This window comes from Chitinophagales bacterium (assembly GCA_016787225.1).
GTDB lineage: Bacteria > Bacteroidota > Bacteroidia > Chitinophagales > JADJOU01 > CHPMRC01.
This window is the reverse complement of sequence record JAEUUY010000018.1, coordinates 1-25,013: the sequence shown is the minus strand read 5'-3', so window position 1 is coordinate 25,013 and position 25,013 is coordinate 1. Positions and strand designations below refer to the sequence as shown.

At 36.5% G+C, this 25,013-nt stretch carries 21 protein-coding genes; 3 read left to right on the top strand and 18 right to left on the bottom strand.

The window, feature by feature from the left end:
* Window positions 1-43 precede the first annotated feature (43 nt).
* The 5 genes from JNL75_05905 to JNL75_05885 all read right to left on the bottom strand — a co-directional run bounded on the left by JNL75_05905 (window position 44) and on the right by JNL75_05885 (window position 6,484).
* Complete coding sequence (locus tag JNL75_05905) at window positions 44-3,430, bottom strand: DEAD/DEAH box helicase (GenBank protein ID MBL7789352.1); 3,387 nt, start codon at window positions 3,428-3,430, stop codon at window positions 44-46.
* On the bottom strand, window positions 3,427-4,263 hold the full coding sequence (locus tag JNL75_05900) for a DUF1837 domain-containing protein (protein MBL7789351.1): 837 nt from the start codon (window positions 4,261-4,263) through the stop codon (window positions 3,427-3,429). Before JNL75_05900 ends, JNL75_05905 begins: the two co-directional genes overlap by 4 nt.
* Window positions 4,264-4,968: 705 nt before the next feature.
* Complete coding sequence (locus JNL75_05895) at window positions 4,969-5,385, bottom strand: GIY-YIG nuclease family protein (GenBank protein MBL7789350.1); 417 nt, start codon at window positions 5,383-5,385, stop codon at window positions 4,969-4,971.
* A gap of 114 nt (window positions 5,386-5,499) precedes the next feature.
* Entirely contained in the window at window positions 5,500-6,042 is a 543-nt protein-coding gene (locus tag JNL75_05890; GenBank protein MBL7789349.1) for a hypothetical protein, read from the bottom strand.
* Between the two features lie 91 nt (window positions 6,043-6,133).
* Complete coding sequence (locus tag JNL75_05885; protein ID MBL7789348.1) at window positions 6,134-6,484, bottom strand: helix-turn-helix transcriptional regulator; 351 nt, start codon at window positions 6,482-6,484, stop codon at window positions 6,134-6,136.
* An 11-nt stretch (window positions 6,485-6,495) separates the two neighbouring features.
* Here JNL75_05885 and JNL75_05880 point away from each other — a divergent pair, with 11 nt between their 5' ends.
* Window positions 6,496-7,068 carry an ATP-binding protein gene (locus JNL75_05880; GenBank protein ID MBL7789347.1) on the top strand — a complete coding sequence of 191 codons (573 nt, stop codon included), beginning with the start codon at window positions 6,496-6,498 and terminating at the stop codon, window positions 7,066-7,068.
* 12 nt (window positions 7,069-7,080) lie between these two features.
* Here JNL75_05880 and JNL75_05875 read toward each other — a convergent pair whose 3' ends face one another.
* From JNL75_05875 to JNL75_05815, 13 genes are all read right to left on the bottom strand, one after another.
* Window positions 7,081-7,752 carry a hypothetical protein gene (locus tag JNL75_05875; GenBank protein ID MBL7789346.1) on the bottom strand — a complete coding sequence of 224 codons (672 nt, stop codon included), beginning with the start codon at window positions 7,750-7,752 and terminating at the stop codon, window positions 7,081-7,083.
* A gap of 13 nt (window positions 7,753-7,765) precedes the next feature.
* On the bottom strand, window positions 7,766-9,085 hold the full coding sequence (locus JNL75_05870) for an alginate export family protein (protein MBL7789345.1): 1,320 nt from the start codon (window positions 9,083-9,085) through the stop codon (window positions 7,766-7,768).
* A gap of 11 nt (window positions 9,086-9,096) precedes the next feature.
* Window positions 9,097-9,777 (bottom strand): iron-sulfur cluster repair di-iron protein, encoded by a 681-nt coding sequence (gene ric / locus JNL75_05865; GenBank protein MBL7789344.1) that lies wholly within the window; start codon window positions 9,775-9,777, stop codon window positions 9,097-9,099.
* A 3-nt stretch (window positions 9,778-9,780) separates the two neighbouring features.
* Window positions 9,781-10,383, bottom strand: a complete 603-nt coding sequence (locus JNL75_05860; GenBank protein ID MBL7789343.1) for an SCO family protein — start codon at window positions 10,381-10,383, stop codon at window positions 9,781-9,783.
* Between the two features lie 6 nt (window positions 10,384-10,389).
* Complete coding sequence (locus tag JNL75_05855) at window positions 10,390-12,171, bottom strand: VWA domain-containing protein (protein ID MBL7789342.1); 1,782 nt, start codon at window positions 12,169-12,171, stop codon at window positions 10,390-10,392.
* A complete protein-coding gene (locus JNL75_05850) occupies window positions 12,172-12,960 on the bottom strand; it encodes a CbbQ/NirQ/NorQ/GpvN family protein (protein ID MBL7789341.1) in 789 nt (262 codons plus the stop codon).
* 9 nt (window positions 12,961-12,969) lie between these two features.
* Window positions 12,970-14,322, bottom strand: a complete 1,353-nt coding sequence (locus JNL75_05845) for a cbb3-type cytochrome c oxidase subunit I (protein ID MBL7789340.1) — start codon at window positions 14,320-14,322, stop codon at window positions 12,970-12,972.
* A 26-nt stretch (window positions 14,323-14,348) separates the two neighbouring features.
* Complete coding sequence (locus JNL75_05840; protein ID MBL7789339.1) at window positions 14,349-14,777, bottom strand: cytochrome c; 429 nt, start codon at window positions 14,775-14,777, stop codon at window positions 14,349-14,351.
* 31 nt (window positions 14,778-14,808) lie between these two features.
* Window positions 14,809-15,603, bottom strand: coding sequence for a formylglycine-generating enzyme family protein (locus JNL75_05835; protein ID MBL7789338.1), 795 nt, complete (start codon window positions 15,601-15,603; stop codon window positions 14,809-14,811).
* Complete coding sequence (gene nirK / locus JNL75_05830; protein MBL7789337.1) at window positions 15,578-16,969, bottom strand: nitrite reductase, copper-containing; 1,392 nt, start codon at window positions 16,967-16,969, stop codon at window positions 15,578-15,580. The genes JNL75_05835 and nirK overlap by 26 nt, the downstream gene beginning before the upstream one ends.
* 27 nt (window positions 16,970-16,996) lie before the next feature.
* Complete coding sequence (locus JNL75_05825) at window positions 16,997-17,440, bottom strand: cytochrome c (GenBank protein MBL7789336.1); 444 nt, start codon at window positions 17,438-17,440, stop codon at window positions 16,997-16,999.
* A gap of 71 nt (window positions 17,441-17,511) precedes the next feature.
* The gene (locus tag JNL75_05820) at window positions 17,512-17,931 is read right to left on the bottom strand and encodes an Rrf2 family transcriptional regulator (GenBank protein ID MBL7789335.1); all 420 of its coding nucleotides are present in this window, start codon (window positions 17,929-17,931) and stop codon (window positions 17,512-17,514) included.
* A gap of 121 nt (window positions 17,932-18,052) precedes the next feature.
* Window positions 18,053-18,583 (bottom strand): helix-turn-helix transcriptional regulator, encoded by a 531-nt coding sequence (locus JNL75_05815; protein ID MBL7789334.1) that lies wholly within the window; start codon window positions 18,581-18,583, stop codon window positions 18,053-18,055.
* Here JNL75_05815 and JNL75_05810 point away from each other — a divergent pair.
* Together JNL75_05810 and JNL75_05805 are read left to right on the top strand one after the other, a co-directional pair.
* Complete coding sequence (locus JNL75_05810; GenBank protein ID MBL7789333.1) at window positions 18,472-19,026, top strand: ATP-binding protein; 555 nt, start codon at window positions 18,472-18,474, stop codon at window positions 19,024-19,026. The genes JNL75_05815 and JNL75_05810 overlap by 112 nt on opposite strands.
* A gap of 286 nt (window positions 19,027-19,312) precedes the next feature.
* A complete protein-coding gene (locus tag JNL75_05805; GenBank protein ID MBL7789332.1) occupies window positions 19,313-24,697 on the top strand; it encodes a PKD domain-containing protein in 5,385 nt (1,794 codons plus the stop codon).
* Window positions 24,698-25,013: the final 316 nt, after the last annotated feature.

The window sequence follows — 25,013 nt, the reverse complement described above, 5'->3', positions numbered from 1 at the left end:
AAATCAAATGAAGATTCAACTACTGTATTCCCTTTTTAAATAGTTACTTAACTATTAAATATGGATTATCAAGTATCATTTTCCAAAGATTATCCTCGCTATCATAGTTAAAAAAAACACCAACAACCTTATTGACGGAGCTAAAGTCAATTTTTGATCCAGTAATATCTTGAATAAAAGAGCAGTCTGGGCTTAATAGGTATTGTTTTCCATTTATCTCTTTTGCAATTAATATTTCTGTTTTCATATGAACATTACCAAATTTAAAATGAGGAATGTTTTTAATAGTTTGAATCTTTTTTCTTGTCATGACATATAGTAACTCAATCCATTCTTGACAAATAGGTGAAACAAGTGTTTTGTAATATTCTTTCTGTAGAACAATATCACTTTTGTATTCTTTGATACTCTTGTCCCAAAGTTCATCATCAAAGAGAATTGATAGCTCGTGTGCGGAAACCCTTGACCTAATTCCAGCTTGATAAATTTTTAGTGCCTTTAAACTTGGCAATCCTATTTCTATGAGCATTGACAGTTCCTCAATAATTTCAGCTTCGTCCGTCATTTTCATAACCCTAAGTTTTTTGGCAATACCATTAAAAACCCAAGGTAATTTAAAGGTGAATAATTCTGATATGATGGACTCGACTCCATCAAAAGCATTCAAAGAACTTATTGGCTCTGCATTAATCCATTTTGAAAGAATTGAATTTAAGTTTTGATTTGCAGTATGATTAATATCCACCACTAATATTGGCATTTGTTCAATTATGTTTATTGTAGCATTTGCTAAAGAAATTTTATCATCAATTAATTTTTCTGAATCACCAAAAGAACGCACTGCAAGTAGAATTTCATCCATTTTACTTTCAAGGAACAGGTCGCTGTTAAGGGGAATACCTGAATTAGTTAAGGATTTCCATTTTGTTTTATCATTTCCAACTTTCTTAATAATACCCTTAACTCTTGCTTGAAAAAATTTCAATATGTTTTCTGTGGAGACGACATCTTGATTTTTTGCTTGAATAAATGCTAAAGAGCTTTTGAAAAAAGATTCCACCCACCCAAAGTCAATCTCATCCGTTGTATTATGTAATTCTTGCAATGCAAGCAGCGTGTCATCAATCCAATCAATGGTTTCATCAATAACTTTTGCTTTTTCTCCAAGTTCTTCAATTTTATTTTCTGTAATAAGTTGCAGTAAGGTATCAATGTCTATTCCATCCGCCGAGGTAACTTGATATAATACCCTTATCAAAGCTAAAATTCCACTTGAAGCAATATCTATTTCCTCCTTATTGAAGTATTGTCTTATCGTTTGTTCATACCACCTTACTTTTTCCTTTGCTCTAGGTGTTGAAGTATCTGAAATATCTCTTGCAACAAGAATTTTTCCCTCATGGTCAACAAAAGCTCTACCAGCCCTGCCGGCGATATTCCAAAAGTCTCTCGCAGTAATTTTTTCTCCTGCTTGATAAATGGTAGAGAAGATAACCGATGAAACCCCTAAATTAACCCCTTGTCCTAATGTTGAAGTTGAAATTATTACAAGAGGCTTATCATTCCTCATCAATCTTTCTAATGGTAATCTTACATCAGCCTGTAGTCCTCCATGATGACAGAGAATCCCTTTTTTTGCATACAAAAGCCAATTACTATTTTCCCCGTAAGTTTCAGTACAAGCCAACTCAAATGATTTCCATTCATTCTTGTTTGACCACTTGTAGTCTTCGGGATCATTTCCTAAGCATTTAAGATAAGCATTTGCCATTGTAAATACAGACTTTTTAGCACCAACAAAAATTAAAGTTGTTCCAAAACTTCTCAGTTTAAATGCAGTGGATGCAACTGCTTCATTCTTATTGCTTGGAAAATATCTAACCTTCCTTTGTTTTTGCTTTAATGGTTGCTGTTCACTAGAAACAAATTTGTTGTTGAATGAAGGTCGGGTTTCGTCGTTATTCATCCAATTTAAATTTACCTGTGAGCCTGTCCAATCTAAAATACCCAATCTTTCGTCAGACGGTCTCCAAGTATCCTTATAAATAGTATCTGTAGATTTTGTAAGCCAAAGAGCCAAGTCTTCTGGGTTTGGAAGAACGGCAGATAAAACCAAAAACCTACCATTGTTTTTTTCAATAAAGAATCTTAACTCTTCATAAAAAATTTCATTTACAATTAGTCTTTTATTTTCTCCCAATAAATGCCCCTCATCAATTATTATTAACTTAATTTGATTGGCAATTTCTCTATTACCTCTAATAATTGCTTTTGCTTTCTCTGGAGTTGCAATAATTACATGTGATTCTTCAACAATTTTTTCATCAAGTCGATTATACAAACTACCACCGTAGAGGTGAGATAAATTAATGCCAACATTTGATAAAATTTGATCTAAAGAATTTTCAACTTCGAAAGCCAAAGACCTAAAAGGTGCAATATATAAAACCTTGTTTACGGATTCTTTACCAACACAATCGAGAATTGCTATTTCTGCAATTCTTGTCTTTCCACTACTTGTTGGAATCGTAACAACACATCCAAAATTTTCGGGATTCAAAACTTTTATCAGAGATTTTCTTTGTGTTATAAAGAGTTCAAAAATTCCTCTTGGTTGAAGGTAAACAAGTGATTGAATGTATCTTTTTATTGTAGGAGAATGGATGTCAAAATAACTTCTTAATGAATTCCACAATGAAGCCTCATTAAATCCGTCCGCAATCAAAATTAAAAGTCGAATTATCCACCACATGCTTGGTTCGGAATTTAGTTCTACGATTTCTTTCAAAGTGATTAGATTTTCTCTTGCGGTAGATAAATATATTTCATTTCCAGTCTGAAAGTATTTTATAAAACCGTTGAGACATCTTGCAATACTTATCTCATAAATTTTTTGTTCTCCTTCTTCATTTTCATTCTCAAAAGAACTTGAAATGAAATCATCTGAATAAGTTCCATCTACAATTAAACGTTCAATCAGTTCTGCTAATGCAGTAAAATTTCGTTCAAGAAAAAGTGCTACGAGGCTTGAAATAACCGTATTGGTTTTTATTTTCCGAATGAGGATAAAAGATTTGGAATATTGAAAACTTACATAGTAAGCTAAAGCAGAAATCAAACAATAATAATTGCTCAATTCAGTTTTGTTTACTTCAGAGCTGTGAACAAATTCTAAGATTGAAGCTCCCTTTTCCATTGGCTCTCTACACAACTCTAAATTTTGGTTCTCTCCAAATGAGCAGCCTATTTCTAAATAGTAAAGGGCTAAAATGTTTAAATTATTATCTTGAATTGTGTAAGCAGGGAAATTTTCTCTTTGCTCAGAAGTATTGAACAATATATATCGTGCATCAGCTTGTGCAATTAAACCCTGTAAAAGCTCATCACTGTTTACCTTGCGTAACCTTTCAATATTTCGTTCAATGTTCATACTTGATCAGGATTAGCAAATAGGTATTCAGCCTTTTCAAATGCTTTATTAATGAGTTCCTCTGGAGCATCAATGCCGATAGATATTAAAACAAAAAGTGGATTATCTGATTTTAGGTGAGCTTCAACAACATTAAACGTATCCAAATTACTCAATAGAAAACCCGTATAAATTAAATCTCCTTTTCCTTTTACTTCATCTATGATAAATGTATCAAGCAAATCTGCAAGGTCTTTAGTTTTAGCATCCCGTCCAAGCTCATCAACCATGAAGGAGTATGATAAAGGTTTTTTGTCTTTTGACAGTGATTTGGAAATATCTTTGATTACTTTACTACTTGGAGTCTTTCTGAATTTTGCTTCCCCCAAATAGAGCTTTATTCTTTTTGACTTTTTATTGTCAATTACATCAATAAGTAAAGTATCGTCGCCTTTTATTGCTTGGTCAGCATTCGGATTGTATTTCAGTTTGAATGCCTTAATAAGTTTTTTTCCTAAGGCACTTTCAATGTATTCTGATAAAATCACCTCAGTTGCATTACCCTTTCTTGTTCTATCTGCCGTTGGTAGTTTTCTATTCTGTTCTGCATATTTTTCAAATCCTAGTTTTGTAAAGTTCTCTTTTAGTTTTTGAACTCTGTATTCACTATGATGGTGTTCAAATATCTTGCTCCCCAACCAATCAATTAACTGTTTGTCTGTTGTTTTAATTAGTTGTGTTAATGCCCTATGAGATTTATCTATAGTTACAGGTACATCATTGCAACTCAACCATACTCCAAAAATATTTGGGGTGGCGGGATGATGACCTAATAATTCTGCTTGAGTTTTCACTTAATTAATTTATACTATTTATAATAATTGTCAATACCTATTGAGATGGGTAACAATATTGTATTAATATAATATGATAGTCTGCAAAGTTACAACTAAACTAGTGTATGTGAAGGATTTTCATATACAAATAAATCAGTTTGTATATGAAAACCTACTCTTAACAAAGTTTTTTATATGATACTTTTCTTAAAAAATACTTATGGTTTAGCTTAGAAAACTATTGAGGCTATCTACCTGTGTGCATACTAGTGAATAATTCAAATTGAATTATTTTTACAATTTAATGAAGAATTCAATTTTTAAATTCTTACCAATTCTAATACTTGTTAAGTATAGAAACTATTAAAACCCATTTATTCAATTCACTTAAAGGACAGATATTTTTACAATTAAAATGATTAGTGATGAAAGTATAAAACAATACATTCAAAAAGAAAAACTATCCCTAGTTAATATGGTTTTTGTATCAAAAGATAACTTAATTAGTTTAAGCACCTTTCTGTACATTATAAATTTCATAGGAAAGATTGATACATGCCTTGACAAGGTATCAAAATAAAAATAATTTGCGATACACAATATGACAGTTCTAAATGGCATATATTTTCTTCAAGGAAACATATCATGGTAAAGTGTTTCAGATAAAGATAGTTGACGTTGAGTAAATATGTAATATTAAGCATCAACCAACAAGCTAAAAGATTAATATTTAGTTTTACTAATCTGATCGTAAATTTTTTTAGCTATTAGCTTTCCATTAGAGTATTCATTATTGAAGTGAATTTCGTTTTGACATTCTGGCCAATATCCAGTTTTTTCTCTAAATAAATATACTAATTCAGCTTCAATACTTTCTGCCTCTAGTTTCACTAAATTATTAAAAGTATAAACAAACAAGATAACGGAAGAATAATTTTTCCATTTGTAACCGCTATAACCTCCAACTCCTTTAGCTCGCAATCCTTCGTATAACCTTCTTCGAATAGAAGACTTTGTTGCTCCAATATATAATACCTTGTCCTTTGACTTAATTATATATACTTTATATCTATTATTTGTAAGAGGTTCATAAAATTTTGTATTATTTGTACCCTTTACAAGGTCTAAAATTGATATCAATTCTTTATTTTTAAGAGTTAACTGGAAAATGTAAGGTTCAATTTTCATAACACAATTTGATCTTATCAATTAAAATCTATAAAACATTCTTAATAACAAACTTTTCAGAGCTTCTTAGTTAATTAATGTTGTCACAATTGGAGTATCAAAATTCCAAAAGGCATAAGAGTTTCTAAAAGTACTAACCTCAGGTAATAGCGAACCCTTATTACCCCAATTTATAATGAGGTAATCCTTATCAAAATTATTTTTCCAATGGTTGTGGTTTAATTGACTGTTAAGAGCTGGGGTATGAGTTTTAATTAATAATCGTTCTGACACTTCAATATATTTATCCCACATCTCCATACTATAATCATGATCTTTGTTTTCTTCGTCTTTACTTGATTTTACTATGTACCCAAAACGGACTTCCGTTGGTTCAATTGATGATTCAATAAAATCTGAATCTAAGCGATCTTTAGAGAATAAGCGAGCAGCAAAGGTATTTTCCTTGGCTAATCCAATATAGACTAAGGCATTTTTACCATAAGCATAATGATCTGCATAAATTTGATACAAACCATAGTCGTTAAGTCCATGCATCTGTGAGATAATATCCTTATCAAATTTTTTCATCTCCCAATTGATATTGATTATTTCGACATCTTTTTTCATAAATCAAACAGCTAATAAAATTATACAATGAGTTAATCAAAGCAAAGTTAACTATCTAGCTTTTAGTTTTTGAGGATTTCTACACTTTATATTATTTTAAATTCATGATTATATAACTTCTAATTTTCACTAATGTTTCTCCTTTCGGTTCCGACTTATCACTAAAAATCTTATACATTGTCGAGGAATCAACTCCGATTTCCTTACCCATTTGTCTCAAGGTTTGCCCCGAAACCATCCTCGCATAATTTACCTGAGTTTGGAGATTTTCATGTTCCCATTCAAAGGGGAAGTACCCTATGAACTTGATGATTTTAGAGGCATACTTTTCAGTTGGTTCATTCCTATTGAGCTCCCATAAAGTTACCGTATCTGCCACCACATTAAGTATCTTTGCCACCTGTGGTTGCGATAATTTCCTTTCTAGACGTGCTTTTCTCAAATGGTCTCCCAATGTCCGAGGATCGATTAAATCCGCCTCCTGTGTGCGTTTTGAGCCTTTTAGGCGAAAGTAACAAGAAGTGCGCACAACGGTGCCCCTGCGGATATTACAACCACCCAGAAAAAGAATGCGTATGCCCACCCGGTGCAGTCCAGAAATACTTAAATAAAATTTCAGGTCCTCTTTTAGATAGAATCGACCTACATGTAGAGGTTGTTCCTGTGAATTTCAACGAACTCATTTCCGAAACTAAATCGGAAAAAAGCACCAATATTCGGGAACGAGTAATGAGTGCGAGAGATATACAGCAGGAGCGTTTTAAAGAAATACAAGGACTTCACTCCAATGCACAAATGGGAGGCAAAGAAGTGCAAGAAATTTGTATCATATCTGATGCAGGTCGAAATCTTTTAAAACGCGCTATGGAGAAATTAAATCTCTCTGCCCGTGCTTATGACCGTATTCTTAAAGTGTCTCGCACCATAGCCGACCTCGCTCAGAGCGAAGAAATCAAAGTCGAGCATCTTGCAGAAGCCATTCACTATCGCAGTTTGGATAGAGAGAACTGGGCGAATCAGGGGTAGAAGTTCAAGGATTCAATCATCCAAAAATCTAACCTCGCCACTTTTAATATCGTAGTAGGCTCCTACCAATTGGATTTGATTCACTACAAGCAAGCTATCAATGATTTTGCTTTTTTTCCGAATGTCATTCATCGTAGTATGAATATTATTCAGACAAGTGAGAGTAGATTCATTTTCTTTTACTCTATGGTCATCAGTATGTGATATTTCAATGTCTTCCATTATAGAAGAAAGGTTTCCAATGTGTATCTTGTCTAGCGAACCATTAATAGCCCCGCAGCTACCGTGCCCCATCACTACGATTAGTTTGGTTCCTTTGAATTTCACAGCATACTCCATACTCCCAAGGATATGTGAGTTTTCAATATTCCCTGCTACACGAGCTACAAATAGATTTCCAATACCTTGGTCAAAAATAATTTCTGGTGGTATGCGAGAATCTATACACGAGAGTATAAAACTATGAGGGGCTTGGTGTTTCTTGGTGTGTTCTATTTGATTGTGATAATCGGTATTTATTAATTGATTATCTAGAAAGCGATTATTGCCATATTTCAATTCTACCAATGCATCTTCAGCTGTATGAATCTTATCACGGATCAAATGATCAGACTGGTGATAAGATTCTGCACAACTAAAAATGGAAACGATGAAAAATAAAATTACAATTGGACAATTCTTCAAAATTCAATCCTATTTACCACTTCAATCCTGTAAATCTATTTTTCATTTCTGGACGGAATAAGATAGCTAAATATGCCCAATTTTGGGTAGCATCTTTATTTCCTCCTCTCAACATCTGTAAAGATTCTGAGCCAAACATCTGTGAATATCCACCTTGAAATGACACCGCTTCGGAAAATAAATAGCCTGCTGTCAAGTCAAGTTCAGTACCTAAATAGGAACTTGCTTTCTGCAAGCCAATCAAATTAACATCTCTGATATCCGCAGCAGAATTAAAATAGTGTATGGTCGCCCCTAGAAATACCTTGGGATTGATATCATACTTACATCTCAAAGACCCATCCATCAATCCTACAGAATTGATATGGCGACCTCCTACATAGAAATAATCCATATATCCATTATGTCTGTGATTCGTGCCATACAAAGGGTTGAAAGAGTTATTTTGAGTATTGGTAGGGTCTATCTGGCTTGTTCCACTAATGTATTCAAATCCTCCTGTAAGAGATATTTTATTTTTCTTTGTTTCATTGATTAGTTTGGAATAATTAATCTCGGCATTCGCATCAAAGGCGGCTACATTTTTATTTTTCTGATCCCATCCAAACTGATAGTAGAAAAATCCTCTAAACGTCCAATCTTTTTCTTTGTATTGAATCACTGGGATACCAATAGTAGAGGTATAATTGACCTTGTCTTTATTGTGTGTAACAGTCGTATCGGATTGCATACCATTATTCCACATCAAAAAACCGATAGTGAATTGATCCCATTTTTTATTCAACCAAAGCATTTGGGCTATCTTGTATTGATTAGCTTGATTGTAGTAAGTTCCTGTGAGAAAATCACCTGTCTGATTATATGCAAACCCTCCATGAATTTGAAGCTGATTGGCAGAGTCCGAATATTTCAATAATGCTATATCGTGAGCTCTAGCTTGTAATGCCCAGTCGAGATTCCCAAGAAAACGCGCATCATCATAGTCTAATTCTTGACGACCAATTTTGGCAGAAAATTTGGGGTGAAATTGAATATCCATCCATGCTTCGTGTAAAGATTGAAACCCATCGGTAATTTTAATTTGCGAAGTATTGCCCCACGTACGAATATCTTGAATAGCGGCGCCGAATTTTACTTTATCAGCTTGATAGGTGGCATTGAGCCGGCTGCGCTGACCTATGGAAAACCCTGCCTCTACACCACTATCTACTAATGTGCCGAATCCGTGACGGTACTCACTACGATTTAAAATTTGCCCTGAAATATTGAACTGGGCATAGGACTGTACTGCTATCAAAATAAACAGAAAATTGATAATTGCACTCTTTTTCATACGCTTGAATTTTAATGAAACAATTGATTTTTTAATTTATAAAATAGGATATTATTTTCGATATGAATATGTTGGTGCAGTCTATCTACATAGTGTTTTAGCAAATGATATAAATGCTTGTATGAATTACAAGCATCATCAGGAGCTGTAAAATTATTAGAAAGTGTAGCTATCATATTATATCTATCACCTTCTTGCTGGTGCTCTAGTTCCATCTGATTAATAGGGGAGAGTATGAATGTATTAGTTTTATCGAAATCTTTTTGCGAGATTATTGGAAATAAAACCTCTTCTTCTTTCTGTAAGTGAAAAAGAATATCAACGCTGTCCTCTTCAAATAATTTTTGAATATCAATAAGTTCTTCGTGATTCAGACCGTGTGCTTGTACTACTTTATCCAAATATGATTTTATAATAGGAATTTGCACTCTTATTTCTTCGTGAAATTCCTTTATAATGTAACTGACCAATTCTGGTATTTCTAATGAATTAGGGTCAATGACATTGGCATTAGGTTTGGATTCTTGTAGTTCAGTAATTACATCTGCTACTTTCAAATTATTTTTTCCGCACACCTCACGCAGTGATACCCCACCTCCACAGCAAAAATCTATTTGATATTTATCAAAAATAGTAGCGGTATTCCAGTTGCTTGCCACCCATTCACCGACTGTGTTTTCTGCGTTTAACATCACTTACATTTTGGCTATGAGTTCTTTGATTTTGGCTATTGCCTGTGTAGGCTCTTGTTCTAATCCTTCCTGAATATGAGCGATACTACCATCGACATCCAGTACGTAGATCGAATTAGAATGGTCAAATCCACCATCAGATAGTTTCTTAATTTTTACCCCTAATACATTAGCTATTTCGTCGGTAGAACTTTGAACTGAAGAAATCATCGTCCACTGATCGCCGATTCCTCTCTCTTTAGCAAATTCTCTAAATCGCTCTGGCGTATCTTTCTCAGGATCCATGCTAATGAGTAGAAAGTGTACATCATTAGAATTTACTTCTTTTTCAATTCGCTGAATATCTGCTACGATACGCGGGCAAGCGGAAGCACAATTGGTGAAAACCATCGCTGCGACAACTATTTTTCCGCGCATAGATTCTAGCTTTATCGTGGTTCCATCTTGTTTTTTCCAGTCACTCGTGAGCTGATAGATAGATTCATCTGAAAGTGCTGATTTCGATTGAGTCTCCGAATTAGCATCTTTTTTGCAACACTCTTTTTTCTGTTGACAGGAAAATGCAATAAGCAATAAGATTGAAATGAAAATTGATTTAAGATTCATAAATTTTTATTTTAAAAGATTAATATAAAACTGTGTAAGCACATCGCTCAAATGATTCGTATGATTTAATATTTTATACCCCGCAGTGCCAAACATCTTTGGGTAATAAAATTTTGCACTCGCTTCAATAGCTATAGCAGAGGAAAAAATATTTTTGGATTCAGCTTCTCGAATGGCTTTCTTCACATCATAGATTCCGTAATCTCCTTCGTAAGTGTCATAGTCATTCGGTTTACCATCAGATAGGAGGAGTAGCCATTTTTTGTCTGCTTTGATATTGGACAAAATATAGGTAGCGTGACGAATCGCTGCCCCAATGCGGGTATATCCGCTACTATTCATATCACCTACACGATATTTAACATCTGTCCAATTTTCGTGGAAAGCCTTATAGGTTGTATAGTAGCATTGAGAATGGGTATGGCTTGAGAATCCATCTATCTGAAATTTCAACTGAAAACTATCCCAAACCTCTGAAGCTATAATAATCGCCTCTTTTTCTATATCTAATATTCTTCTATTGAGTGTGTATCCGTCAGTACTCAAGCTACAATCAGTCAAAACTAAAATGGCAATGTCTTTTGTTTTTTTTCGTTTTGATATATATACATTTTCATTTGGGGTCTTTCCAGTATGAATATCTGTATAAGTCTCTACCAATGCATCTAAATCTGGTTCATCGCCTTCGGCCAATCTTTTTTTGACATAATAATCAGACAAATGTTTTTCAGAATTTCGCTTGAGCTTCTGGATTTTTGATTTTGACTTTTTCAGAATAGTTTGAGTGTATTCTGGCCGTGATTCTTTATGTCGATTGTATATGAGTTTGCAATAATTCTCTTTGTATTGGCGTGATTTTTCGTTCCATTCTGGATAGCTAAAATCATAATGAGAAATATTGACATCGACATCGTTTAGTCCCATTGCATTGACAAAGTCAGTCTTATAGATAGAATGCACTGGGCTATCCACACGGACTAATTGCTGAATATTCAACTCTTGGAGTGCCTCGGCGTGTTCGTCCATATCATCGCTACCATCAAAATTTCGCCACCGCCCTGAGAAGGTATCGAGCGTTTCTATTTTTTCAAAATTATGGGTGAGCGTATACTCTTCTTGCTCTTTTGTATTGATACGTAGTATTTGCGTATTCTCTACATTTTTACCTTTGACTTCAGTGTATTTTTCCTTGTCTTTTTCATCAGCTACCGTGCTTTTTTTCAAAGGATTTATAAGTTCGTTGTAGTCGTTCCAGTCTTTGTCATCAAATGCATAATGCTTGCCATAAACCCATTCCATTGTGGGTTTATGGTTTGGAAATTTTTTGTGCTGATAGTCTAATTCTGCATTTATGATTTTTAGATATAATTCTTCAAAAAATGGAAACTGTTTTTTGAGAAACTCAATAATTTGAGCTGCATATTTTTCAGACATATGAAGTCTGTCTACATTTTGATCTTCTTCAGATATTAGACTTGATCGAAACAAAAGAAACTGTCCTGACATATAAATTGTCCTAAATACATAGTAATTGCGATTTATTTCATCGTTCATCCCACGAGTGTAGAAAGGAGGAAGAAAAAAAGTACTGCCCTTCCACCCTCCTATCTTTTCGGCTGGATAAATCCTAATCGGAACTCCGCATATCATCTGCGCTAGATAAGTAAGTCTATGACTCATCTCATCTAAATTCACTTTATTTGCCTCCTCTAAAGGGTCAGCGGTTTCGGTGCGAATGTAGTGGACGAGCTCACTTATTTTCTTGAATATGTATTGATCCCATTCCATCTAAAAATTCATATTGATAATATCCTCTAATGCCAACTGAATATCTTTATCGTCGGTCAGGGTTTCTGCTATGGCTACTTTACAAGCTAGTCGTGGAGGTAGTCCTGAATGAATCAATTTCCCTGCATCGACCAATAGTCTAGTAGATATCGTTTCGGTCAAATCGAGTTCGGTTAGATTTCTCACTTTCTGTGCTATCTGTATGAGGCGGCTTGCTGTCGCTGTATTGACACCTGTTTCTTTTTCTACGATTTCAGTCTCAATCTCTTTATTGGGATACTGAAAAGTCATCATCACGAATCGCTGGCGAGTAGAGGCTTTTAGTTCTTTATACCCTCGCTGATAACCTGGATTAAACGAAGCAACGAGCATAAATCCATTACTAGCATTGAGCACTTCATTGTGTCTATCCAAGAATAATTTTCTACGGTGGTCGGTCAAAGAATGTATTGCCACCAACACATCAGGTCGAGCCTCTGCTATTTCATCTAGATAAATCATTGCACCTCGTCGAATGGCTTGGGTCAGAGGTCCGTCTATCCATTCGGTGTCAGCGCCCTTCACAATATATCTTCCCAATAAATCCACTGTGGAAGTTTCTTCGTGGCAGACAATAGAAATTAATTCTTTCTGAAATCGCTCTGCCATATATTCTACAAATCTCGATTTGCCAGAACCAGTCGGTCCTTTGATTATGAGAGGTAGTTGATTTTTATAACAATGCTCAAATACCTCTATCTCTTTGCCTTGAGGGTGATAATAAATTTTATTTTCTTGGGGTAAATTCATTAGTCAGAATTAATTTGCCGATACATCAGAAGCCGAAACAATCGCTTCATCATTGGGCCGTCCATATCTTGAAAAGTCTATAATATAAAGTATGATACCAATTGTAAATAAAGTAGCGGCTAGGATCAAACCTAAAAAATGAGGCTCTATTTCTTGTTGAACTAAAGTGAAATCCATTCCAGATTTTCTCTCTAAATAGACCTGTGCTATACCTGCTACTGCAAAAGCCCCAGTCATACCTATCATTCCGATATTGGATATCCAAAATGCCAGCGTGCCATATAGACTGTTATAATTTTTTCTACCAGTCATTAGCGGCATCGCATAGCTGATAATCGCCAATACTATCATCGCATAAGCTCCCCAGAAGGCAAGGTGTCCGTGCATAGCAGTAACTAATGTGCCGTGTGTGTACATATTTACACTAGGCAAAGTATGAGCAAAACCCAAGAAACCCGCACCTACAAAAGACATAATGGCGCATCCAATCGTCCACATCAAAGCAATTTTATTGGGGTGCTCTCTACCGCTTCGACGATACATGGTCACAGCAAACAGCGCCATTCCTAAAAATGCCAAAGGTTCTAATGCAGAAAATATGCCTCCTACAATCAACCAATATTTCGGTGTACCGATATAATAATAATGGTGACCTGTGCCTAAAATTCCAGATAAGAAAGTCAAGCCGACTATGACATAGAGCCACTTCTCGATTACCTCTCTATCTACACCTGTCAATTTGATTAATAAATATGCAAGAATACCTCCCATAATCAATTCCCAAACACCTTCAACCCAAAGGTGAACAACCCACCATCTGAAATAAGAATCCATCGTCTGATTTTCAAAATAAATCATCCCTGGTAGATAAAGTAAAGCAGCCGCTACTAACCCCGTGTAGATAACCAAACTCGTGGTAGAAGTTCGCTCCGCTTTATACAAAGTCATACCGATATTGAACAAAAATGTCAATACATTGACTACAACTAAAAAGTCTAAAGGGCGAGGGATTTCTAAAAATTTTCTTCCTTCCCACCAGTTGAAATGAAAGCCAATGACTGCTATGACTCCGACTACAATAAGAGACAATAATTGAATAAAGCCCAATTTGACGGAATACAATTCTCTATTGGTCTCATCGGGTATGATAAAATAAGCTGCTCCCATAAAGCCGGTTAATAGCCATACGACCAAAAGATTAGTATGCACGGCACGAGCGGTATTGAAGGGAATATAATCGTGAAGATTGTCAAAACCCATATGGGCAAAACCCATAATAAATCCGTATGCGAGCTGCAAACTCAATAGAAGCATACAGGTAGCGAAAAAATAATATGCTAATTTTTGTGACTTGAATTTCATTTTAATATCGTTTTTAAATGAATAAATTATTTACTGGCGTTTAAGGTAGGTTTAGCTGGAAAACCATTGAGGTCTGCCTCACCAGCCCATTTGAGAAATGCAACGACATCGTTTGCTTCTTCTTCGGTCATACCATAAGCCACCATTTTTCTGCCACGAGGACTCCAAGGAGTTTTGGACATTAATGCTGCCTTGATATATCCTTCACCTCTTCTTTCGTATGCTTTTGTAAGTTCAGGGGCATAGTATGCACCTTCGCCGAATATCGTATGACATCCCATACAATTATTTTTTTCCCATATCACTTTTCCACGATTGACCGCAGGAGTAATATTGCTAGCATTGGTCTGACTCGGAACAGTATTGATAGTATCTACAGTCAGCCATAGAAATACTCCTGAAAAGAATATTGTCCCTATAACAAAGAACCATCTTGCTTGTGATTTAGATAACATAATTTTTTAATTTTTAAAAGTTATAACAATTTTATTTGGCACATCGAAATCCTAAATTAGCTACACAGTATTTCGCTTTCAAACTTGAACGCATCGCATATCGCATAAATGCGGCATAGTTCCGCACATCTTTGGACGAAAACGAACCGCCTCCGCAAAATTTGGACTTATCCAATCCTCCGTTTTCTCTTGATTCGCCAGTAGTCAAAGCACTATTGAAGTCACTCGTCCATTCCCAAACCAATCCATGCATATCATAGACTCCATATACATTTTTAAATGTACTCCCTCGTTTGCGTCTATTGATAGGTTGTGGCTTGGCGACCCAGTCGAGCAGCCATTGATTGAACCGCTTGTCTTTATATCCATCTTTATTTGTTTCGTTTGCTTGTGCTGCTAATTCCCACTCTGCCGTAGTCGCTAATCTTTTTCCCTGACATTCACAATATTTCGTAGCGGCAAACCAGGATACATTTACGACAGGTTGATTCGCTAAGGAATCAGAAAAACTTGTATCCGTCGTCCATTGACCTAAATATCCTTGGTCTATAAATATTTTTTTTGCTTTTGACTTTTTCCATTCGGCATTTTTCTTGACGAAGGTTAAAAACTCTGCATTGGACACTTGAAAATTATCTAATGAAAATTTTTTGACCACAATCCTCTGCGTGTCGAGAGAGTATAGAGGGCGGTATATACCGCCCTCTATTACAACTAATTTGGTCTGTGCTGAAATTTTAAAAACAAATAAACTAAATATAAAAATGAAAAATGGTTTAGTCATTTGAAACTTACCTCTATTATTTTTCGCCTCCTTTATTGCCAAAATTGTTTAGAATATAAGTAGCTACAGCAGAAATTTGTTTATCACTTAAACTTTGTTTTGGCATTATTCCATCATACTGTTTTCCATTGACAGTTATTTTTCCTGAAACTCCATTTTTAATGGCAGCGGTTAGCTTATTGGCATCACTTGCGAAATAATCTGAACCAGCTAACGGAGGGAATGAACCTGGGATTCCCTTTCCATCTGCTTGGTGACATGCTTGACAAGTGCTAGCGTAGAGAGATTTGCCCATCGCTATTTTCTCATCTTTTGTCAATGGTTTCTCTGCCGCTTTGGCTGTCTCTGGCATTTCTTGTATAGCACCACCTTCTGGCAAATACACTCTATCATCTTGCTGACCTGAATAGATATTTTTATTTTCTTCACCTTCTACTTTGAGCATTCCTAATGAACCTTTATTGAACGTTCTGAATATAGAATGGTCTACAAGAATGTAGTTTGAAGGGACATCCAGTTTAAATTCTGTAATAGCGGAGCCGCCTGCTGGCACTAGCGTTGTCTGAACATTATGGTCTTGTTGTGAACCCCCTTCACGATTGACATTATCGAAAATCTCACCGATTACGTGGAAGCTAGATACCAAGTTAGGTCCACCATTTCCTACAAATAGTCTCACTGTTTCCCCAGCTTTGGCTTTAAGTGATTTGTCGCCTGCTATGGCTCCTACGTGACCATTGAATACAACATAGTCTGGTTGCTCTTTGAGCGCTTTTTCCATAGAGAATGGTTGAGTCCCAGACTCGCCATAAGCTCCTTTGGTATAAAAGTCCCCTTGCATCACATAAAACTCTTTATCCACTTTTGGCAATCCTTTTTTCGGCTCTACCAAGATAAGTCCATACATACCATTGGCTATGTGCATTCCCACAGGTGCTGTAGCACAGTGATAGACATAAAGTCCTTCATTCAATGCAGTAAATGTAAATTTGGTTTCGTGACCTGGTGCTGTAAAAGTAGCTCCCGCTCCTCCTCCTTGACCAGTAACTGCGTGCAAATCAATATTGTGAGGGAGTTTGTTGTTTGGGTGATTTTTTAGGTGAAACTCCACCAAGTCGCCTTGTCTTACACGAATAAATTTACCTGGCACATCGCCTCCATACGTCCAGTAGTTGTACTTCACACCATCCATCATTTCCATATCCTTCTCTATAACTTCGAGATTGACAATGACTTTGGTAGCGTGTGTACGAGTAATTGGGGGAGGTACATTGGGAGCGTCTGTCAATACTGCAATTTCCTCACCTTTAATTGTTTCTAGTCCATCATTTTTGCTATTGCAGTTGACCAACAATAAGGCACTACCTATAAGAATAGTATTGAATAAATTTGAAAATAGCTTGTTCATTTTTTAAAAATTTAAATGTGAAATTTTTTATTTTTTTACACTTAATACCTCTTCTACACTCACTTCACCTCCGCCATTGCCAAATGAATTAAGGACATAAGTAGCTACATCGGCAGCTTCTTCATCTGTTACTACTTGCTTGGGCATAGGAGTATTATATTTTTTACCATTGACGGTAATTTCGCCCTCTAATCCATTGACTATATTGGCTACCATTTTTAGCTTATCTGTAGCAAAGAAGTCTGAACTAGCCAAAGGAGGAAATGTATTTTCTACACCTTTTCCGTCTGCTTGATGACAGGCTTGGCAGGTTTTCTCATAAACTTTTTTACCATTGGCTATTTTGGTATCCAATGGGGACAGTGAAGATTCGTCTAATTTGAAATCATCTTTTGATTTTTTCTTCTCGCCACAGCTAGCGACTACGAGTATTGCAAATGCAATGATTGGAATTAAATTTCTTTTTCTCATACTGAATTAATTTTAGAGTTTTTTTATATACGATTTTACGATAGGAATATCGCAAATGTGGTTAATTTTTTTTAAATAATAGATTTATTTTTTACAACGACATCGTATAAGCTACAATTCAATAGCTCTTTATTCAATCTCTCTCTAATCTGTACATATTTATCATGAAAAGCACATGGATTTTTCCCTGGACACTCAGACAAGCCTAGAATGCACTTGTTAAGCGTATCGGCTCCATCAAAAACCTTGACAATTTCAATTACATTCAATTTTTTCATGATCTCTACAGGTATAAAATAGCCACCAAACGGACCCTTTGCTGCCTGTACAAAACTATTTTTGGATAATTGCTGTACTACTTTGGCGGTAAAGGCTTCAGGGGAACCTAGCATTCGTGTAATATCCTTCTGCTTGACATAATCGCCATTTAGCGAGCCCTTGGCTATTATCACTAAGGCTCTGAGAGCATATTCACAGGTTTTTGAGAACAAGACTTCTTTAGTTTATTATTTTCCGCAAATTTATAAAGGATTAGTTAATTAATAATTCATTTGCATGAAACTGTGATGTGAATCACAAAATTGAATGTATAGAGAATTAAAAAACTCATTTTCATATGCATAAATGATAACTTTGATCACTCAATATTTCTGAATCTAGATGAGACAATACATACTTTTGAATTTTTTCTAATGTTTCATCTTGAGGTTTGGATTTACCGTTGAAGATTTTGTAAATAGTAGAGCTATCAACTCCAATTTCCTTTCCCATATGCTTCAAAGTATTTCCTGAAACCATCCTCGCATAACTTACCTTGGTTTGGAGACTTTCATCTTTCCACTCAAAAGGGAAATATCCTATGAACTGGATGATTTTAGAAGCAAACTTTTCAGTTGGATGATTCCTATTTTTCTCCCAAAAAGTTATTGTATTAGTAGAAACACCTATAATCTTTGCTACCTGTGATTGTGATAACTTTCTTTGTATTCTTACCTTTCGTAAATGCTCCCCTAGGGTTATGGGAATAGCTAATTCTTCTGCGGATAAGGGTTTACAGCCTTTTAGTTGAAAGTGACAACAAGTGTACACAACTGTGCCCTTGCGGCTACTACAATCACCCTGAAAAAGAATGTGTCTGTCCACCCGGTGCAGTCCAGAAATACTTAAATAAAATTTCAGGTCCTCTTTTAGATAGAATCGACCTGCATGTAGAGGTTGTTCCTGTGAATTTCAACGAACTCATTTCCGAAGTAAAATCTGAGAAAAGCACCAATGTAAGAGAGCGCGTGATGAAGGCGCGCGACATTCAACAAGAGCGATTCAAGGACATTCAAGGTCTCCACTCCAATGCGCAAATGGGCGGTAAAGAAGTACAAGAAATATGTCAAATCTCCGATGCCGGTCGCAATCTATTGAAGCGAGCTATGGAAAAACTCAACCTCTCCGCTCGTGCCTATGATAGAATTTTAAAAGTATCACGCACAATTGCTGACCTCGCCCAAAGTGAAGAAATTAAAGTCGAACATCTCGCTGAAGCTATTCATTATCGTAGTTTGGACAGAGAGAATTGGGCGAATCAAGGGTAGGGTAAGTATAATATTTAAACCACTATCAGAACAAAAAGAGTTAAAGTTTGACCTAAATTATAGAATATCAATCATCATTATACTAATTATTCTTGTGGGTTAAATTTTTTGATTAATTTTTTTACAGATTCAGGTTTTTTTGATTTTTCATGATAATTGTTTGTTATTTAGGCACATATGTTTATGGTCGTACAATTATTTGTAAAAGTTTTAATCTTTTATTTTAAATAATGTAAACTTTGGCAAGATATTTGGGATAGGTAATTTATAACTAAATATTAAGCTTATGAGAAATTTACAATTAACCTCTGAAATATTAGTAAAACGATGCATGCTTATTTTTTTACTATCCATGACAATTCAAGCAGAAGCTCAATTTACTTGCTGTCCTAAGTTCAAAATCAATTTTCCTGACATCTGTTCTGATTCTACTGCATGTAGGTCTAGTACACCGAACAGAGAACCCATCAAAGCATGTAAAGGTGCTGCTACTAAATATACTGTTCTTCCTGCCTTAGGAGGATATACATATAGTTGGACGGTAGTAGGTGGAACACCAGCCACTCCTACTGGTAATCCTATGGTGATCACATGGGGTACAGGTAGTTCTGGCTATATCAAAGTAGTAATTACAGGTCCTGGAGGGCTTTGTAAAGATTCTATTATGCAAGAATTTTGTATGGTCGATGCCCCCAACGCTAGTTTTACAGCGCCAGACTCAGTTTGTCTGGGAATGCCTGTCAGTTTTACTAATACTTCGGTAGGAGGAAATGTTTATTCGTGGGATTTTGGAGATGGTTCCACCTATAATGGTACGAATAACACCCTCACCCATACCTATGCTGCTGCTGGGACCTATATTGTATGCCTTACCGTTACCAATTCCACTGGACAAGGAAGTGCAGGGGGGAATAAATGTATAGGCTGTTCTGACTTTTTTTGTGATACTTTTTTAGTAAAAGCTGGCACAGGACCCGACATTAATTTAGTGGGTTGCAAAGGCTCTTTCTGTGCATCTGCTGGAGATACCACTAGATTCTCGACTTCTTCGACATGTACACCTCTTACGTGGTCCATACCAGCTGGATCAGGCACTATACTGAATCCTGGAGGTAATCCTGTCCAAATTATATGGAATCCCGCATTTTTAGGTACTCCTAGTGTGACCTTAACAGTACCTCTAACCTGCAGTGGCGGCTGCCCTGCCTCTACTACTATTATTGCCCCGGTTATATTCCCAAATCTCCCTGTTTCTGGCCCTAACCCAGTTTGTGTAAATTCTGTAAACACTCATAGTATTCCGGTCTTGCCAGGGTCGTATTATAGTGTTAGTTTAACAAATTTAGGAGCCATGGCTTCTATTCCATTCGGAACAAATACGTTTAATACCAATACTATTAATATTAACTCCGGTCCTATTCCTGGACAATACATTATTCAGTTTACCTATTATGACTCATTGAAAAAATGTGGTGGAGTAGCCAAGGATACGATTGATGTAAAAAATAGATTTAAGATTTTTGCCCCTCCGGGTCCTATATGTGATAATACTCCGACCACAATTTGTGCCAATGGAAGTGCTAATTGGACAATCGATTCTGCAGGTATTACTGTTGCTACCTTTTCCAGTCTAAATTGTATCAGCATACTTGCGCTTAATCCAGGGGTACACACCATTTCTGCTACTCCAGTTAATCCTCTTCTTTTCTGCAATTCGAGCGATTTGACGATTATTAATATTCTCCCTAATCCAGTCCTGACTACACTTAATGCGTTAAATGATACCGTATGTCCGGGAACTTTAATGGTTTATAATGTGTCTTCTACCGTGCCGAGTAGCCCATTTACATGGAATATTACAGGTGCGGGAAATACCATTATGGCTAACGAAGATAGTATCGTCACGGTGAAGTGGATGAAGCCAGGCACCTTAACGGTGAATCAACAGACTCCATGTCTTTCCAATACACTAACTTTTACGGTAGATACTTTCTTAGCTCCAAGTATTACAGGACCTTTGACAGCCTGTGAAGATGATATTGTCACTTATACCGTCACACCTGCGGGCCTGCCCTCTTATAATTTTACACCATTATATGGGTCTATAGTATCACAAACAGCAAACACGGTCACTATCATGTGGGCAGGAAATACCTCGGGAGGACATAGCCTTAGTGTGACTACTTGCTCAGGTACTAGTTCTATAAACATAGCGGTCACTAGTGCTGCCCCTACTTCGGTGAATTTAGTCAGCTATGGATGCAATAATGCTATTATTAGTTCGAGTATAGCAGGAGCTTCGCCTTATGCTTGGTATCTAAATGGAGTACTGCAGCCATTGCTTACTACACAAACTGTAACCGTTACATCCAATGGTTATTGGTCATGTAAGCCTACGGGGTGCTATAAAAGAGGCGGCTTTAATGTGGCAATTCCTGCACCACCTGCACTCAACATTACTACGCCACTAAATCGATTTTGCGGAGCACTTCCTGTTATAAATTTCTACTCAGCCTTGAGTATGGGCACAGGAGTTACCTATCAATGGTATGGACCTGCATCAAATAATGCCGCACCTACTGCTATAGGAGGAGCTACATCTTCTATTTTTAATACGTCGACTACTTTTATAGGTAATTATTATCTTGTAGTCACCTACGGAGCAGGGTGCACGGTCACTTCTAATACTCTAAATATAGATACTGCTTGTGGTTCGGGTGGCGGTGGAGGTTGTACACCACCTACCTATGCCTTAACTAATCTAACGAGTAGCTGTGTAGGTTCTGGAAAAACCTTTACCGTAACTACCTCTACTGCACCACCAGTTGGTACTACCTATGCATGGTCTTATGGAGATGGAAACACAGGTTCAGGAAATCCAAGCTCACATACTTATACTTTACCAGGCGTATACAATGTTTGTGTTACGGTTACGAGTCCAGGTTTTTGTAGTCAGGTGCGATGCAAATTAGATACTGTCACCTTTGTTCCCAACTTTCGCATTAAACAAGTTTGCACTGGCGATAGTCTCTTTAATACTACACAACTTTTAGCTGGACATAGCATAAGTAGTTTCTCATGGACTGCTGGTGCAGGAACTTCGTTGACATCGACTACATCTAATCCTACTTTTGCTACAGGGAATGGAAACATTACTTTAACGGTAACCGTAGGAGGCTGTACCAATACCATTACACAAGCCATCACGACCCCAAGCTCTGCAGTAACAATCACAGGAGTGCCAGTTAGAGCATGTAAAGGAAGTATGGTCTCTGGTATTACCACAACGCCTGCTCCTAGCAATTTCTCAGTATTTACTTGGACATGGGGAGACGGAACTACCTCGAATATGGCACCTACTCAACACGCGTGGAACACAACATTAGGTTCTACATTTACCATAAAATTAGTAACCATAAACAACTTAGGGTGCAAAGACTCCAATACGACTACAATAATTATAGACACCTTGCCTGCAGTCAAACTGTTAAAAGATACGTCGATCTGTAAGGGAGGTTTTGTAAATCTTTCTGCAAGCCCTACTTCGCTTAGTTCTTACTTATGGTTCAATGCCGATAATACATCCTTAGGTCCTCCGAATATAAACCCAAGACCATTTTCTAATACTGGGCAATATTATGTGAGAGGTACAGATGGCAACGGTTGTAGTTCAAACTCAAACATAGTAACGGTAGTCGTGAAGCCCCTACCAAAAATAAAATTCACCTTCAATCAAGGTCAAACAGTCTGCTTGTTTGGAGGCGCTGGTGGAGTAAGTGCAGCTTCTATAGCTAACTCCAACTATTTATATTCATGGACTTCTGACGACCCTACCAATATAAGTTTCTTCAATGCTAATTCTAATCCAACCTATATTTCCGTAGCTTCCGGTGCTAGTTTAGGATTCCATCAAATATATTTAACTGTTCTTGATACCTCTACAGGCTGTTCAAAATCCGATACCGTTTGTATATACTTGCAGAATTCACCTACAGTCACAATAGCTCCGGGAGGACCTATATGTGAAGGAAATATCGTGACATTAACGCCTACACCAAACAATCCTTTATTGTATAATTATGTCTGGTCAACAGGTGCCACTACCCCTACTATCAGTGTAAGCAGTCCAGGCACTTATTCGGTAACAATAGACTCAATGGGATGTAGCAGTTCTTCTAATTTTGTCACTATCAATCCTAAACCCAATTTGGAACTCTACCCGAGAGGTTGCGACACCATGTGTGATACCGCTCATTTATATATTCCTCTCGCAAACACACTCGGATTTCCACCAAATCCTAGTCAATACCCTTCCATTGTATGGCTTGTAGATGGCGTTATTACTATACCAGGCTCTTATTTATATATGAGTTCTATTAGTCTCGGCAGCCACAATATTCAAGTAATCGTCACTAATAACTTTGGGTGTAAAGATACTTCAGACGTCTATACCGTATTCGTAAAGAAATGTGATAGCATATGTCCACCATGTATCAAAGATTCATGCTGCAATGATTTTCTCGATAGTATGAAAAATAAGACCATTGGAGTAAACTATGCCACTTCTCCTATTCTCGTATTCACACCTCCTGCAGGCTTGCTAGCTAGTGATGTGGTTCAATGGGATTTTGATTGTGATGGCATTGTGGATATGACAACGATGGGTATGGCTACAGCTAGCTGGAACTACTTTACCAGCGGCACCTACTATGCTTGTATTAATGTAATGAGATTTATCCATACGGCTACCCAGAAGGATACCTGTTACGTGAAATTTACAAAGAAGGTCATTGTAGAGCGCAAACAATCGGATAACCCGTGCGAATACTGCCATAATCTCTTTGTCAATGTCAATATAAAAGATGACTGCGCTATAGCAGGCGACAGAACTCGAACAGCCTTTGCTACTGGAGGCAGTGGTCTCTACACCTATCGCTGGTACAATCTAGCAGGGGTATTACAGTTTGTTGGTATTAACTATGCGGGTGCTTCACCATGCTATTGCATAGTCACAGATAATGTCACTGGATGTAGAGACACATCGGGCACAGATTGGTATAATGATATTTTTGGTTGTGTTCCTAACACAGTTGCAGATGCTCGCTGTACTAATTTTAAACTCGTAATCACCAAGGTAGATGGAGTAGGTACAGGCGATGTTATATTAACCGCTTATGGAGCCAATGGAAGTGGTAATTATAATTTCTTCTGGTATGGATATAGTGGTTTAGGAGGTTCGCCGATTAACTCTGGAGGTTTTGTCCCTGGTCCTACATCATTGACCACACCAGTTCTTACATCAGGACCTCTAGCCATGTATATGAAGGTGAAAGATTTGAACTGGGGTTGTGAAGCACTGGATTCATTTCACCTCATAGATAAAAGATGCAATCCATCCAGTATTCAATCTATTTTGAAAGGCGACATCAAAGTATATCCTAATCCTACCTCAGGATCCTTACTAATATCAGCAAATTCTAGTATTCAACTTAATAATACTGAAATAGAAATTATCGATATTCTTGGTAGAAGTATGGATAAGATTCATTGGAAAACAAGTCTGGATGACATCAATATAGACATGGATAAATACCCTGCGGGAATATATCATTTGAGAATTTTAGACGAATCTAATGAAATTATCTTCTACAATAGAATTGTGAAGAAATAGCGTTATTAACCTCTCCATGCAGTCACCCCATAGCAGAATTAATTTTGTTGTGGGGTGATTTTTTACGAATTTCATCGTTTAACCCAAATTTTAAGAAAACAATCGTCTTTTGACAAAATAGAGCTAACATAACTCCGGTGAGCAAGACCTATGTTTAAAATGGTGATTTAATCCCCTCCTGACTTGTCCACTTAAAGTTTCAATTTTTCTTAATGTATTGATATCAAATGTTTTACATTTACCTTAGTGCGGCATTTGTCGCACTAAGGTAAATTATGTTGAAAATTAGAGAAGTAAAAACAGCTTCCAATAATAT

Coding starts and splice junctions, on each gene's coding strand:
- JNL75_05905 (MBL7789352.1), bottom strand. CDS start 3,430: ATGAACATTGAACGAAATATTGAAAGGTTACGCAAGGTAAACAGTGAT.
- JNL75_05890 (MBL7789349.1), bottom strand. CDS start 6,042: ATGAAAAAAGATGTCGAAATAATCAATATCAATTGGGAGATGAAAAAA.
- JNL75_05880 (MBL7789347.1), top strand. CDS start 6,496: ATGTCCGAGGATCGATTAAATCCGCCTCCTGTGTGCGTTTTGAGCCTT.
- JNL75_05870 (MBL7789345.1), bottom strand. CDS start 9,085: ATGAAAAAGAGTGCAATTATCAATTTTCTGTTTATTTTGATAGCAGTA.
- ric (MBL7789344.1), bottom strand. CDS start 9,777: ATGTTAAACGCAGAAAACACAGTCGGTGAATGGGTGGCAAGCAACTGG.
- JNL75_05860 (MBL7789343.1), bottom strand. CDS start 10,383: ATGAATCTTAAATCAATTTTCATTTCAATCTTATTGCTTATTGCATTT.
- JNL75_05855 (MBL7789342.1), bottom strand. CDS start 12,171: ATGGAATGGGATCAATACATATTCAAGAAAATAAGTGAGCTCGTCCAC.
- JNL75_05850 (MBL7789341.1), bottom strand. CDS start 12,960: ATGAATTTACCCCAAGAAAATAAAATTTATTATCACCCTCAAGGCAAA.
- JNL75_05845 (MBL7789340.1), bottom strand. CDS start 14,322: ATGAAATTCAAGTCACAAAAATTAGCATATTATTTTTTCGCTACCTGT.
- JNL75_05840 (MBL7789339.1), bottom strand. CDS start 14,777: ATGTTATCTAAATCACAAGCAAGATGGTTCTTTGTTATAGGGACAATA.
- nirK (MBL7789337.1), bottom strand. CDS start 16,969: ATGAACAAGCTATTTTCAAATTTATTCAATACTATTCTTATAGGTAGT.
- JNL75_05825 (MBL7789336.1), bottom strand. CDS start 17,440: ATGAGAAAAAGAAATTTAATTCCAATCATTGCATTTGCAATACTCGTA.
- JNL75_05805 (MBL7789332.1), top strand. CDS start 19,313: ATGAGAAATTTACAATTAACCTCTGAAATATTAGTAAAACGATGCATG.